The following is a 12,403-nucleotide window of genomic DNA, read 5'->3' as shown; positions in this document are numbered from 1 at the left end:
CTAGATTTCGTAATCGGCCACGTGGCCGGTCATGGCCCGCTCGATCAGCTTGCGGTCGAGACGCTCGGACAGGAACTCTGCAAATTTGTACACGAAGTGACGCAAATAGGCGCCCTTGCGGAAGGCGACACGGGCTACGTTGCGCCCAAACAAGTGGCCTGCCGGACGCGCCACGAGTTCACCGCCCGACAGCGTCGGAAGATCCCGCACAGCCATCTCGGCCACGATCCCAACGCCCAGTCCCAAACGCACATAGGTCGTGATGACGTCCGAGTCGATCGCCTCGAGCGCGATCCGGGGCACGAGGCGACGTGCTGCGAACGCCTGATCGATGCGGGTGCGGCCCGTGAACGAGGGGTGGTAGGTGATCAGCGGCTCATGCACGAGATCCTCCAGGCTCAGCCGCTCGACCGCCGCCAAGCGATGCGCCGCCGGCAGAACGATCATGTGCTCCCACTCGTAGCACGGCAAGGTGACGAGTTCGTCGAACTGCGCCAGGGACTCGGTCGCGATGCCCACCTCGGCGACATCGTCGAGCAGCATGCGCGCGACCTGCTCGGGCGTGCCCTGATGCAGCGCAATGTTCACCTTCGGGTAAGCAATGCGCAGCTTGGCCACCGGCTGCGGCAGGACATAACGGGCTTGGGTGTGGGTGGTCGCGATCGAGAGCGTGCCGCTGTCCTGCGCGCTGAATTGTTCGCCGATGCGCTTGAGATTGGCCACCTCGCGCATGATGATTTCAATGCTGCGCACCACATGTTCGCCAGGCTCCGTCACGCGCTTGAGCCGCTTGCCGTGGCGCGCAAAGATTTCGATGCCCAGTTCTTCCTCGAGCTCGATGATCGCTTTCGAAACACCGGGTTGGGAGGTATGCAGCGCGCGTGCCGCTTCGGTCAGGTTGAGCTTGTGCCGCAAGGCTTCCTGAACGAAGCGGAATTGGTGCAGATTCATGTCAGCGACTCCGGGGAGGGCTCTCGTTCTTCGGCTTCACCCAAACACCTGCGCACCGAAGCTTCAGCGCGCACCCAAGGCTTCGAGACCCAAGCGGGCGAGCAAATCGAGCACGGCGGGGTCTTCACCGGCAGAGGCGCGCAGATCGATCTCCAAGGAAGGATGCCGCGCGCGCAAGGCCGCAACCACAGCCGGCACATCTTCCCGCACATGCCGCCCCGAGCCCAAGAACAGTGGAACGATGACGACGCGGCACACCCCCTGGGCGGTGAGCGCATCGACCTCGTCCAGCAAACTGGGCGCCATGGACTCGAGGAAAGCCTTGCGGATGCAGGCTTCGGAATTCTGAGCCAAGGCTCGTTCGATGACCGCATCGAGAAACCCCGACCAAAGCGGGTCACGAGAACCGTGGGCGAGAAAGACCAGGGCCGCCCTCGGGGCTGGCTGAGCCCCGTGTTCGACCGCCGCGCGCGCGCAGGGCGGCTCTTTGGGTATGGCGTTTCGGGGTGGATTCATCGGCGTAAGACCAGCCATCCAAAGGCGCCGAGCGACAGCATCGAGTAGACCAGGCTGGGCGCAGCCGCTGCCAACCAGGGCGACCAGCTTTGCACGGTCCCGAGATAGCCAAACAGGTTGTTGAGCAGAAAGAAGCTGATGCCGGCCATGACGCCGCCGAAGACATAGCTGGTGATGCTGCCGGAGCGGAAGTGCAAGTAAGCGAAGGGCAGGGCGAGCACGACCATCACGAGGCAGCTCAAGGGGTAGAACACCTTGCGCCAAAAGGCGATTTCATATTTCAAGGCGCTTTGCCCATTGGCCCGCAGATGCTGCTGGTAGACGAACAGATCCCACGCCTTCATCCGCTCGGGATTGAGGAGCGCTGCCGAAACCATCTCGGCCGTCAAGCCCGTCTGCCAAGTCCATCTGGGGTCGGTCGCGCGCGCCACCCGCGGGCCACGGTCGTCGCGCGTAAAGTAGGTGCGCGTGACGTCTTCCATCACCCACCCCTCGGGCGCGAAACGGGCCCGCGGCGCCTGGATCTGCAACTGCAACCGGCCCGTCGCGTCGAAGGCGAACACCCGTATCCCCTGCATCGAACCGTCACCGTCCAGGGCCCGCACATTCACGGAGTAGGACAGGCCGTCCTGATGTTCCTTGAGCCAGGCCCCGGTTTGGCCCACGGTGATCAGGCCCAGGTAGCTCGCCTTGAGCAGCTGCGCAGCCCGATTCGCCTGCGGAACGACATAGTCACCAATCAAAAAGGTCGAGGCGGTCAGCAGCATACCGACCTGGAGCAGCGTCCAGAGCGCCCGCGCCGGGCTGAGCCCGCTGGTGCGCAGGATGGTGAACTCCGAACTCTGGGCGAGCCGCGCCATGACGAACACCGTCCCGATCAGGGTCGCAATCGGCAACACCTCGTACAGATGCGAGGGCACGAGCAGCAGCACATAGCCCAAGGCTTGCGCGATCCGGTAGCCCGAGCCGCTGCGGCCGACCTGCGGCAATTCGTCGACGAGGTCGAAAAACAGGAAGAGGGCCAGGAATCCAAGGGCAACGAAGCCCACGGCCTGCAACACCTCGGCGTGGATCAGTCGGCGGATCGTTTTCATGCCGCCCTCGATTCACGGTTTGCCCGCGGGATCCATCGACGCCAATGCCAGCCGCTGTGCCGGACGGCCAGCCATCCCGCACCCAAAACAAAGGCTGTCCCATGCAGGCCCAACAGCAGGCTCGCCAAACCCATCCGCCCCTGCGCGATCCAGGCCTGGCCGAGGTTGATGAGGTTGTAATACACCACGAAGGTCAGCAAGGCCAGCAGCAGGTTGCCGCTGCGGCTCGCTCTCGGGTGCACGTTCGTGACGACCAGCCCCAGCAGCACCAGATTCGCCGCTGCCAAAACGAGCCCGAAGCGCCAGGCCAGCTCGCCCCGGTTCGTCGGGGTCGGACTCTGCAGCAAGTTCCAGGTCGGGATCGCTTTCGCCGGCCGCGCCGGATCGAGGTTCACCGAGCGGTCTTTGATCCGTACGCCATAGCGATCGAACTCGCTGACCTCGATGGCCAGCGAGCCATCGGCGGGGGTCTCGATCCGTTGGCCATCCAACAGCACCAAAAAACGTTGCCCATCGATCGTTTCCAAGCGCCCCATCCGCGCCGAGATCACTGCGAGGCGTCCGTTTTCCGTCGAAGAAATGAAGACGTTCGTCCCTTGACGGCTGTCGGGGCTGTCACGATCGATGAAAAACACCCGACTGCCGTCGGCCGATTCCTGAAACTGCCCAGGCGTCACCCGCTCGATATCGCCTCGCTGCTCGTAGCGGCCCCGCAGCTCGTCGATTTGCCGATTGGCCCAAGGCCAGGCAAACACGGCGAGCAGTCCGACCGCCACCAGGATCGGCCAGGCAAACCGCAACAAGGGCCGCGTGAACGCGGCCAGCCCCACGCCACTCGAAAACCAGATCACCATCTCACTGTCCGCATACATCCGTGAGAAGGTCGCGACGATGGCGATGAAGAGGCTCAGCGCGAGGAGCGTCGGCAGGTGACCCAGGACCGTGAATCCCATGACCAGCAACACATCGGACGGGCTCACCGATCCCCGCGCGGCCAGCCCCAAAGTGCGTATGAGCATGATCGACATGACGATCGTCGCCAGCACGACCAGGCTGGCGGCGAAGTTTCGCCCGAGCTCACTGCGGATGGAGGAATGGAATAACATCGACCGATCGTTCTCAAACCGCCAATTATGGACTTCGAAATTCTTCCCCTCGACCTCGCCTCGGCCGCGCAAACGCCGTGCGATGGCCTCCTCGTCTTGGTGCCACATGCCTACAAAGGCGGCCGATCCGGCTTGCCCAAACTGGTCGCTGAAGCGCTCGAGTCGGGCGATCTGGAAACTGCAGCCGGCAAGACCCTGCAGCTTTGGCAGCCTGCGGGCGTGGCGGCACGGCGCGTCGTGCTGGCGGGTTGCGCCGATGCAACGCCGCAGGCGCTGCGCCAAGCGGTGTCGGCAGGCGTCAGCCTCTTGCGCACCCTATCGGTTCGCCATCTCGTCGTGGCCTTTGCCGGCGCGGTCGACGCGCGCGGTCTGCGCGCCGCGGTTCTTGCGGCTTCCGAATCCAGCTATGTCTATACCGCCACGAAGAGCAAGCCCGAGCCACGCAAGCTCGAGCGCGTGAGCTTGGGACTTGCCCAGCCCGACGCCGAACTCGGCGCGGCTTTGGCCGAGGCCCAAGCCATCGCCGAAGGCGTCGAGTTCGCCCGCGAATGGGCGAACCGCCCGGCCAACCATGCCACGCCCGACCGCCTGGCCAAAGCCGCGCAGGAAATCGCCAAAGGCAGCAAGCTCATCGATTGCGAAGTGCTGGGGCCCAAGGAAGTCGAAAAACTCGGCATGGGCGCGTTCCTGGCGGTCGCCCAGGGCAGCCATGAGCCGCTGCGCTTCATCATCCTGAACTACCGCGGCGGCGCGCGGCGCGAGGCCCCGGTTGCGTTGGTGGGGAAGGGCATCACCTTCGACAGCGGCGGTATCTCGATCAAGCCGGCTGCCGAGATGGATGAAATGAAGTTCGACATGAGTGGCGCGGCGAGCGTCCTCGGCGTTTTCCGGGCCTTGGCGCGCCTGCAGCCCAAGATCAATGTCGTCGGCTTGATCCCCGCTTGCGAAAACCTGCCCGATGGCAAGGCGGTCAAACCCGGCGATGTCGTCACCAGCATGAGCGGTCAGACGATCGAGATCCTCAATACCGATGCAGAGGGCCGCCTGGTGCTGTGTGACGCAATCACCTACGCCAAACGGTTCGAACCGCGCGCCGTCATCGACATCGCGACCCTGACCGGGGCCTGCATGATCGCTCTCGGTTCCGTTCGCAGCGGGCTCTTCTCCAACAGCGATGCGCTGGCCGCCGCCCTCGAGCGAGCGGGCGAGTCGGCCCAAGACCTGTGCTGGCGGATGCCACTCGACGATGAGTACGCCGAGGGCCTCAAAACCAACTTTGCCGACGTCGCCAACGTGGCGGGCCGCGCTGCGGGCGCGGTCACGGCCGCAAAGTTCTTGCAGCGCTTCGTGGAAGGGCTGGAATGGGCGCATCTGGACATTGCCGGTACCGCCTGGAAAGGTGGGCAGGCCAAGGGGGCGACCGGTCGTCCGGTGGGCTTGCTCCTCAGCTATTTGCTCTCGGTCGCCCATCACCTCACGGAAGCAGCACCGGCCGCTGCGGCCTCCCCTCAAGCAGATTCGCCACAGGCACGGGGCCGTCGCCCACGGCCTGCGAAGGGTTGATGAAGCCGGAGGTTTTTTTCTTGTTGAACGCGCACGACCCGACGGCCCAGGTCTGTCGGGTCGTGCGCCGGATGCTCACCCGTGGCTCCACGGTGGCCATCTGCGCGAACTCGGAGCGCTTGAGCCTGATCGACCGCGCCCTGTGGTCGGCAGATGCGCAGTCGTTCGTGCCGCACTGCCGCAGCAGCGTCCCCGAGCCGCTGCGGCGGTACACACCGGTCTTGCTGTACGAGGAGCGCGAGGCCGCGCCCCCGGCAGAGACGCTGATCCACCTTGGGGCCACTCTGGCTCCCGGATGGTCTGGCTTTGAAAGAGTGGTCGAAATCGTCGGCGACAATCCGTCCTCGGTGGCCGAGGCGCGCCAACTTTGGCGCGGCTACACCGCGCACGGCTGCAAGCCGCAGCACCATGATTTAAGCCTCAGGGCAGGGGGCGCCGATGCCTGAGCGACTGCAAGCGCCACCCGCTGCCGCCTTGCCCATCCTGACCGAAGTGCTGCGACCGATCGGTGACGGCCTTGCTTGCAGGGAGTCCGCGCCACACGTTCCCACCGAAGCATTTTCAGGCCCGTCGGCCGAGGCGGAGCCAAGCGCAGTCTCAGAGAAGTTCGACGAAGCGGAACGACTGGCGGAACTTGCGCCCGCAGTCGAACCCGATGCGCTCGATCCGGTGCATCTCCCGGAATCTTGCGACCCGGGGGCGGTTTTTGCGGCGCTCGAAGCCCGGATGGTCGAAGTGCTCGATCTCGAATTGGAACGTGTCCGCCGGCGTTTGCTGGATGAACTGCAGCGGATGCGGGCGCACGGCCTTGACCCTGCTCGGGACGCTCTGAGAGAGGCAGAGATCCCCCCTCAAGCTCCGGCCCGTCCGGATGCTTCCAAAGGCTAGCCGCTTGCTCGTCGATGCCCACACCCGGGAACACGCTAATGGATTCAAGGGCTTTTTTGCGCTATCGTTTCAACGTTGAATTCAATCAACGTTGACCTTCCTACTTTGGAGATTGTGAACATGCAAATGAAACTGAAACTGACGGTGTTGGCTTCGCTAGCGGCTGTTTCCGGCCTGGTCGTGGCGCAGGACGTGCAGGTCGTGAAAATCGGACACGTGGCTCCGATGTCCGGCCCGCAGGCGCACTATGGCAAGGACAATGAAAACGGCGTGCGCATGGCCATCGAAGACCTCAACGCGCAAAACATCGTGATCGGGGGCAAGAAGGTCAAGTTTGAGATCGTCCCCGAAGACGATGCGGCCGATCCGAAGCAGGGCACCGCCGTCGCTCAAAAGCTCTGCGATGCCAAGGTCAACGGCGTGGTGGGCCACCTGAACTCGGGCACGACGATCCCCGCTTCGAAGGTCTACCATGATTGCGGTATTCCGCACATCACGGGCGCGGCGACCAACCCCGATCTGACCAAGCCGGGCTACAAGACCACGTACCGCATCATTGCCAACGACAACTCGCTGGGTGCGGCGCTCGCGTACTACGCCGCCGATGCGCTCAAACTCAAGACCGTGGCCGTCATCGATGACCGCACGGCTTATGGTCAGGGCGTTGCCGAAGTGTTCAAGAAGACCGCCGAGTCCAAAGGCCTCAAGGTGGTCGACCAGCAATTCACCAACGACAAGGCCACCGACTTCATGGCCATTCTGACCGCGATCAAGGCCAAGAAGCCCGACGCCGTGTTCTACGGCGGTATGGACGCCCAAGCGGGCGCCATGCTCCGTCAAATGGACCAACTGGGCCTGACCAACGTCAAGTTCTTCGGTGGCGATGGCATCTGCACGAACGAAATCGTGAAGATCGCCGCGGGCGCCAAGAGCTTGAGCAACGTGGTTTGTGCCGAAGGCGGCTCTTCGATCGCCAAGATGCCGGGCGGTGTCGAGTGGAAGAAGCGTTACGACGCGAAGTTCCCGGGCCAGTTCCAGATCTACAGCCCGTATACCTACGACGCGACCTTCGTGCTGGTCGACGCGATGAAGCGTGCCAACTCGACCGACCCGAAGGTCTACACGCCCGAAATCATCAAGACGAACTACAAAGGTGTGACGGCCAACATCCAGTTCGAGCCGAACGGCGAGCTGAAGAACCCGGCCGTGACCTTGTCCGTCTACAAAGACGGCAAGAAGGTTGCGCTGAACTGATCTTCGGCCGATACACGAAGAAAAAGCCACCTTCGGGTGGCTTTTTTGTGGTGAGGTCGGAGCAGTGGCGGGAACACAGGCTTTGCATGGACGCCTGTGCAGACGTCATTTATGACTTTACATAATATACATCGTATAACCCAGCAAGGCGATCGCCGGGATCGCATCGGTCAGCCATCCCCGCCAGGACCGAATGGCCAATGCGGCTCACCATTCGCCCTTGGGCCGCCGGGCACGGATGAATGCGGCGATCAGTTCTGCGGACTCTGCGTTTTTTGCCATCTGCGCAAAGTCGATCGCGGTCAGCCCCAAATCGTTTTTCAAGCTCGGATCTGCGCCTTCTTCGAGCAACAACTTGACGGCCGCCGGCGTGCCGTACCGGGCGGCCATCATCAAGGGCGTCGTTCCATTGGGGGACGCGGCGTCGATGTACGCATGCTCATCGAGCAGGAGCTGCATGATTTCGACATGGCCTCGGCTGGCCGCATAGTGCAGCGGCGTCCAACCCGGCTTGTTGACGTCCGCGTCGCGGGCGATCAATCGCTGTACCCAAGCGCGTTCGCCTTTGATCGCGGCGAGCATCAATGGACTCTCGTCATGGTGGTTGCGCCGCTCGACGTCCACGGCCGGAACGTCCAATAGCAACTCGACCACTTGCCGCGAGCCTTCGCGAATCGCCATCAACAGCGCGGTTTCGCCTTCGGGGTTCGGCGTGTTCGGATCGAACCCGCGCTGCAACAGCCGCCGAACGGAATCGGCGTCGTCGCGCAACACGGCCGTGAAGAAATCCTCATAGGAGCCGGCTTCCGCGAGCCCGAAAACCGTCGCCGCCAGCGCGCCGAGCCACAGCGTGCGGCGGCGCGGCTGCCAATGCCGAAAGCGCTCAGCCATGTTCACGCACCCGCGAAAACAGCCGATCGAAATTGGCGCTGGTCAGCGCGCCGATCGCCTCGGGATCGCTGCCGCGCAGTTCCGCCAGCTTCGCCGCCACCAGTGGCACATAGGCCGGCGTGTTGAGCTTGCCTCGATGCGGCGTGGGTGCCAGATAAGGACTGTCGGTTTCGATCAGCAAGCGGTCATCTGGGACGAAGCGCGCCACTTCTTGCAGGGCGATCGCGTTTTTGAAGGTCACGATGCCTGAAAACGAAATGAAGTAGCCGAGATCGAGCACCTGGCGCGCGACCTCCATCGACTCGGTGAAGCAGTGAAACACGCCGCCGGCGCCACTGCCCTGCCCCTCCCCCTCTTCCCGAAGAATGCTCAAGGTGTCTTCGGCTGCCGAGCGGCTATGGATCACCAGCGGTACGCCGGCTCGTTGTGCGGCCCGGATATGTGTGCGAAAGCGATCGCGCTGCCATTCGAGGGCCTCGATACCACGACCGCCTTTGCGGCCTTCGAGGTCGTAGTAGTCGAGGCCGGTCTCGCCGATCGCGACCACCCGCGGCTTGGCCGCACGCTCCACGAGGTCGGCTATGGAAGGTTCGGTCACCCCCTCGTTGTCGGGATGGACGCCCACCGAGGCCCAGATACCCTCGTCGCGAAGCGCGAGCGCGTGGACGTCGTCAAATTCTTCGATGGTGGTGCAGATGCACAGGGCGCGCGTGACTCGGGCCTCGCGCATTTGCGCGCGTATGGACGCGAAATTCTCCGCGAGCTGAGGAAAAGTCAGATGACAGTGTGAGTCGGTAAACATGAAGGGCTGCAAAGGGGTTCGACCTAAATCCGGCGGTTGGGCGCGCCCGGGCGGGCTGACGCATGCGCTTCACCGCCAGCGCCCAGGACCGGCTGACGCGGGCCCCGTTCAGAGGGTTTGGGTTGGGCGCTCGGATGCCAAGTGCGCGCCCAGCATCTGCTCGATTTTGATTTTGAGTTGCCGCGACTTTTCGTCGCTGGGCAAACGGACCCCGACCCCCTGGGTGCGGGTGCCCGAAGCTCGAGGCGTGATCCAGGCCACGGTGCCGGCCACCGGGTAACGCTGCGGATCGTCGGGCAGCGTCAGCAGCATGTAGATGGTGTCGCCAAGCTGGTACTCCTTGGCGGTTGGAACGAAGATGCCCCCGTCCTTGAACAAGGGGATGTAGGCGGCATACAAAGCCGCCTTCTCCTTGATGGCGAGTTGGATGACGTTCGAGCGCGAAGCGGCTGAGGAAGCGGCGGGCGGCGTGGACATGTGCGAAGTTTAGGCCATGCGCAGGACTTTGTGGGCCTGTGCAGCGAGGGCTTCCAGAGCCAGAGCCGGCTGAAACGGGTGGTCTGCTGTTTCCGCAGCGCGCAAGAGCGCCTTGGCCCAGGCGCTCAAGGCAGCGAGCGCCGCAGCCGAGTCCACCTCCGCTCGGGCCACAGGGAGATCCTGGGGCTCAAAAAACCGCGGTGGGCCACCCAGACGACGAGTCATCAGGTCGACCGACAGTTTTTGCAGGAACGAGATCGATTGGGCGAGCGTCAAGCCGCTCAAGGCGGATGCGTCGCCACGGGCCAAAGCCGCGGGCATCGCCGCCCACTGCGCGGCGCTGCGATCTCCTTGCGCGAGGCGCAGCGCCTCGAAGGGCAGGCCACCGGCCAAGCGCAGAAAGGCGCGCGCGTCCTCGGCCGCGACGCCCTGCCGCTCCAGCCACGGAAGCACCTCTGCGCTGCTGGGCCAAGCGAGACTGACGCTTTGGCAACGGCTGCGGATCGTCGCGGGCAAGCGGTGCGCAGCCTGCGTGGCCAGCACGAAGCGCGTTTCTCCCGCGGGTTCCTCGAGCGTCTTGAGCAGAGCGTTGGCAGCGATTTCGTTCATCCGGTCGGCGGGGTCGATCAGCACCACTTTGCCTCGACCGCGGGCGCTGGTGCGTTGGGAAAACTCGATGGCGTCGCGCAGAACCTCGACGCGGATTTCGGCGCTGGGCTTGCGGCGCTTCTCATCGATGTCCGCCTGCGCCTTCTCGGGCAAGGGCCAGCCGAGTGCCAGCAGATCAGTCTCGGGCATCAGCACGGCCAGGTCCGCATGCGCGCGGACTTCGATTGCATGGCAGCTGGCACAGGCACCGCAAGCCCCGTCGGCCGTCGGTGCATCACACAGCCAGGCCTGAGCCAGCGCCAGGGCCAGCTCCCGCTGGCCGAGTCCACTCGGTCCGAGAATCAAAAACGCGTGACCGCGGCGCTCCAGAAGCTGCGCCAGAGCGGGCATCAACCAAGGCGGCAGGGTCGGCATGGGCAAGCAACATCCAGGAGAGGGTGGCCAAGTGTGTTCACTTGCAGCGGCCAGAGGGCAGCGGCCAGCGGCTGGCGACGGCTTCGGTGACCTGATGCCAGACGAGCTCCGGTGGCTGCGCGGCATCGACGCGCACGATCCGACCGGCCGCCGCTTGCGCGCGCCGGGCGTAGCCAAGCCGCACGCGCTCGAAAAATCCGAGGGTTTCGGCCTCGAAGCGGTCAGGTGTGCGGGCGCGGGCGAGCCGCTCGGCGGCCTGTTCTGGCGTGATGTCGAACCAAAGCGTCAGATCCGGCTCGATCCAGCGCTGAGCTTCCGACGCAGCCTTGGGTTCCGAGGCTGCGCCACCGGTTGCTCGGGCGGGGTCGCCGGGCGTATCCGGAACGCTCTGCACCCAATGCTCGAGCTGGGTGAGCATGTCGTCCGACAAGCCCCGGCCCGCGCCCTGGTAGGCGAAGCTGGCATCGGTGAACCGGTCGCACAAGACCACCGCGCCACGATCGAGCGCCGGAACGATGACCCGCAGCAGATGGTCGCGCCGCGCGGCAAAGACCAGCAGCGCCTCGGTCAAGGTGTCCATCGCGTCGTGAAGGACCATGGAACGAAGCGCCTCCGCAAGCGGCGTGCCGCCCGGCTCCCGGGTCACCACGACTGTCTGCCCGCGTTCGCGCAGCCATTGCGCCAAGGGCTCGATATGCGTCGACTTACCTGCGCCGTCGATGCCTTCAAAGCTGATGAAGCAGCCGCGCGGCGTCTCGATCATGGGGGTACGGATCGTCATGGGGGCTATTGTCCGCGCTGATACCGGTTGACCGCTCGGTTGTGTTCTTCGAGCGTGGCGCTGAAGTGACTGCTGCCATCGCCGCGCGCGACGAAGTAAATCGCGTCGGTGGTTGCGGGCTGCACGGCGGCAAGCAGCGAAGCGCGCCCAGGCATGGCGATCGGCGTGGGCGGCAGGCCGCTGCGGGTGTAGGTGTTCCAGGGCGTGTCGGTCTGCAGGTCGCGCTTGCGCAGGTTTCCGTCGAAGCGCTCGCCGAGCCCGTAGATCACCGTTGGATCGGTCTGCAGCGGCATACCGCGGCGCAACCGGTTGATGAACACGCCGGCAATCAAGCGGCGGTCTTGCTCGCGGGCGGTTTCTTTCTCGATGATGCTCGCGAGGATGAGCGCCTCTTCAGCGCTGGCGAGCGGCAGGTCGCTGGCACGCAGCGCCCAGGCCGCGGCGAGTTGGTGGTCCATGGCCCGCATCGCCCGCGCCAGGATGCTGAGGTCGCTGGCGCCTTTGGCATAGGTGTAGGTGTCGGGGAAGAAGCGGCCCTCGGGTGCCACGCCCGGCCGACCCAGCGCCTGCATGAGGGTGGCGTCGTCCAGTGCCCGGCTGTCGGCCCGCAGGTCGGAGGCTTGCGCCAGCGCGGCGCGCACCTGTCGCCAGTTCCAGCCTTCGACGATGGTGAGAGTGCGCAAGCTCTCCTCGCCGCGCACGAGCTTGCGCAGGAGCGAGCGCGGCGTGGTGCCCGGTTCGAGCGCGTAATTGCCCGCCCGGATCTGCCGTGCCTGGCCTGAGAGCCGAAACCAGGCATACAGCGCGAGCGGTGACACCGGCACGCCCGCATCGGCTACGGCTTGCGCGACCGCACGCGGGGGCGTGCCGGGCTCGATCGAGAGATCGACCGCCTCGCCCGAAATCGGCAGCGGCTGGTGGATCCACCACAGGCCCGCGCCGCCCAGCAGCAGCACCGTGACCCACAGTGCTTTCAAGACCCGACGCACGACGCTGCTACCTTCATGGGAAACTGGCTCGAAGACAATCGATCATCATAATTCAGGGCATGATGCAA

At 64.7% G+C, this 12,403-nt stretch carries 14 protein-coding genes; 3 read left to right on the top strand and 11 right to left on the bottom strand.

The window, feature by feature from the left end; translation table 11 throughout:
- From EDC62_RS06505 to lptF, 4 genes are all read right to left on the bottom strand, one after another.
- Positions 1-951 (bottom strand): CysB family HTH-type transcriptional regulator, encoded by a 951-nt coding sequence (locus EDC62_RS06505; RefSeq protein WP_124221784.1) that lies wholly within the window; start codon positions 949-951, stop codon positions 1-3.
- A 63-nt stretch (positions 952-1,014) separates the two neighbouring features.
- The gene (locus EDC62_RS13230) at positions 1,015-1,467 is read right to left on the bottom strand and encodes a sirohydrochlorin chelatase (RefSeq protein WP_124221782.1); all 453 of its coding nucleotides are present in this window, start codon (positions 1,465-1,467) and stop codon (positions 1,015-1,017) included.
- Positions 1,464-2,561: an LPS export ABC transporter permease LptG gene (gene lptG / locus EDC62_RS06495; RefSeq protein ID WP_124221779.1), complete on the bottom strand. Its 1,098-nt coding sequence runs from the start codon at positions 2,559-2,561 to the stop codon at positions 1,464-1,466. Before lptG ends, EDC62_RS13230 begins: the two co-directional genes overlap by 4 nt.
- A complete protein-coding gene (gene lptF / locus EDC62_RS06490) occupies positions 2,558-3,667 on the bottom strand; it encodes an LPS export ABC transporter permease LptF (RefSeq protein WP_124221777.1) in 1,110 nt (369 codons plus the stop codon). The genes lptG and lptF overlap by 4 nt, the downstream gene beginning before the upstream one ends.
- Positions 3,668-3,694: 27 nt before the next feature.
- Here lptF and EDC62_RS06485 point away from each other — a divergent pair, with 27 nt between their 5' ends.
- A complete protein-coding gene (locus EDC62_RS06485; protein ID WP_124221775.1) occupies positions 3,695-5,230 on the top strand; it encodes a leucyl aminopeptidase in 1,536 nt (511 codons plus the stop codon).
- Entirely contained in the window at positions 5,230-5,676 is a 447-nt protein-coding gene (locus tag EDC62_RS06480) for a DNA polymerase III subunit chi (RefSeq protein ID WP_124221773.1), read from the top strand. The genes EDC62_RS06485 and EDC62_RS06480 overlap by 1 nt, the downstream gene beginning before the upstream one ends.
- A gap of 151 nt (positions 5,677-5,827) precedes the next feature.
- Here EDC62_RS06480 and EDC62_RS06475 read toward each other — a convergent pair whose 3' ends face one another.
- Complete coding sequence (locus EDC62_RS06475) at positions 5,828-6,034, bottom strand: hypothetical protein (RefSeq protein ID WP_124221770.1); 207 nt, start codon at positions 6,032-6,034, stop codon at positions 5,828-5,830.
- Between the two features lie 204 nt (positions 6,035-6,238).
- On the opposite strand from EDC62_RS06475, the gene EDC62_RS06470 reads away from it, so the two are divergent.
- Entirely contained in the window at positions 6,239-7,372 is a 1,134-nt protein-coding gene (locus tag EDC62_RS06470) for a branched-chain amino acid ABC transporter substrate-binding protein (protein ID WP_124221767.1), read from the top strand.
- 207 nt (positions 7,373-7,579) lie between these two features.
- Here the strand turns inward: EDC62_RS06470 and EDC62_RS06465 are convergent, their stop codons facing one another.
- The 6 genes from EDC62_RS06465 to mltG form a co-directional block, all read right to left on the bottom strand.
- Positions 7,580-8,263 carry an ankyrin repeat domain-containing protein gene (locus EDC62_RS06465; RefSeq protein ID WP_124221765.1) on the bottom strand — a complete coding sequence of 228 codons (684 nt, stop codon included), beginning with the start codon at positions 8,261-8,263 and terminating at the stop codon, positions 7,580-7,582.
- Complete coding sequence (locus EDC62_RS06460) at positions 8,256-9,065, bottom strand: TatD family hydrolase (protein WP_124221762.1); 810 nt, start codon at positions 9,063-9,065, stop codon at positions 8,256-8,258. Before EDC62_RS06460 ends, EDC62_RS06465 begins: the two co-directional genes overlap by 8 nt.
- A 108-nt stretch (positions 9,066-9,173) precedes the next feature.
- Entirely contained in the window at positions 9,174-9,542 is a 369-nt protein-coding gene (locus EDC62_RS06455; RefSeq protein ID WP_124221760.1) for a PilZ domain-containing protein, read from the bottom strand.
- A 9-nt stretch (positions 9,543-9,551) separates the two neighbouring features.
- Positions 9,552-10,565, bottom strand: a complete 1,014-nt coding sequence (locus tag EDC62_RS06450; protein ID WP_124221757.1) for a DNA polymerase III subunit delta' — start codon at positions 10,563-10,565, stop codon at positions 9,552-9,554.
- Positions 10,566-10,602: 37 nt separating this feature from the next.
- Positions 10,603-11,346, bottom strand: a complete 744-nt coding sequence (tmk, locus tag EDC62_RS06445) for a dTMP kinase (protein WP_245968778.1) — start codon at positions 11,344-11,346, stop codon at positions 10,603-10,605.
- 5 nt (positions 11,347-11,351) lie between these two features.
- Positions 11,352-12,323: an endolytic transglycosylase MltG gene (mltG, locus tag EDC62_RS06440; RefSeq protein WP_342767067.1), complete on the bottom strand. Its 972-nt coding sequence runs from the start codon at positions 12,321-12,323 to the stop codon at positions 11,352-11,354.
- Positions 12,324-12,403: the final 80 nt, after the last annotated feature.

The sequence above is a fragment of the Tibeticola sediminis genome (assembly GCF_003843835.1).
Lineage (GTDB): Bacteria > Pseudomonadota > Gammaproteobacteria > Burkholderiales > Burkholderiaceae_C > Tibeticola > Tibeticola sediminis.
This window is presented reverse-complemented; position numbering and strand designations above follow the sequence as displayed.

What these genes read in the sequence shown, in the direction of transcription:
- EDC62_RS06505 (WP_124221784.1), bottom strand. Translation starts at nt 951, where the DNA reads ATGAATCTGCACCAATTCCGCTTCGTTCAGGAAGCCTTGCGGCACAAG.
- EDC62_RS13230 (WP_124221782.1), bottom strand. Translation starts at nt 1,467, where the DNA reads ATGAATCCACCCCGAAACGCCATACCCAAAGAGCCGCCCTGCGCGCGC.
- lptG (WP_124221779.1), bottom strand. Translation starts at nt 2,561, where the DNA reads ATGAAAACGATCCGCCGACTGATCCACGCCGAGGTGTTGCAGGCCGTG.
- lptF (WP_124221777.1), bottom strand. Translation starts at nt 3,667, where the DNA reads ATGTTATTCCATTCCTCCATCCGCAGTGAGCTCGGGCGAAACTTCGCC.
- EDC62_RS06485 (WP_124221775.1), top strand. Translation starts at nt 3,695, where the DNA reads ATGGACTTCGAAATTCTTCCCCTCGACCTCGCCTCGGCCGCGCAAACG.
- EDC62_RS06480 (WP_124221773.1), top strand. Translation starts at nt 5,230, where the DNA reads ATGAAGCCGGAGGTTTTTTTCTTGTTGAACGCGCACGACCCGACGGCC.
- EDC62_RS06470 (WP_124221767.1), top strand. Translation starts at nt 6,239, where the DNA reads ATGCAAATGAAACTGAAACTGACGGTGTTGGCTTCGCTAGCGGCTGTT.
- EDC62_RS06465 (WP_124221765.1), bottom strand. Translation starts at nt 8,263, where the DNA reads ATGGCTGAGCGCTTTCGGCATTGGCAGCCGCGCCGCCGCACGCTGTGG.
- EDC62_RS06460 (WP_124221762.1), bottom strand. Translation starts at nt 9,065, where the DNA reads ATGTTTACCGACTCACACTGTCATCTGACTTTTCCTCAGCTCGCGGAG.
- EDC62_RS06455 (WP_124221760.1), bottom strand. Translation starts at nt 9,542, where the DNA reads ATGTCCACGCCGCCCGCCGCTTCCTCAGCCGCTTCGCGCTCGAACGTC.
- EDC62_RS06450 (WP_124221757.1), bottom strand. Translation starts at nt 10,565, where the DNA reads ATGCCGACCCTGCCGCCTTGGTTGATGCCCGCTCTGGCGCAGCTTCTG.
- tmk (WP_245968778.1), bottom strand. Translation starts at nt 11,346, where the DNA reads ATGACGATCCGTACCCCCATGATCGAGACGCCGCGCGGCTGCTTCATC.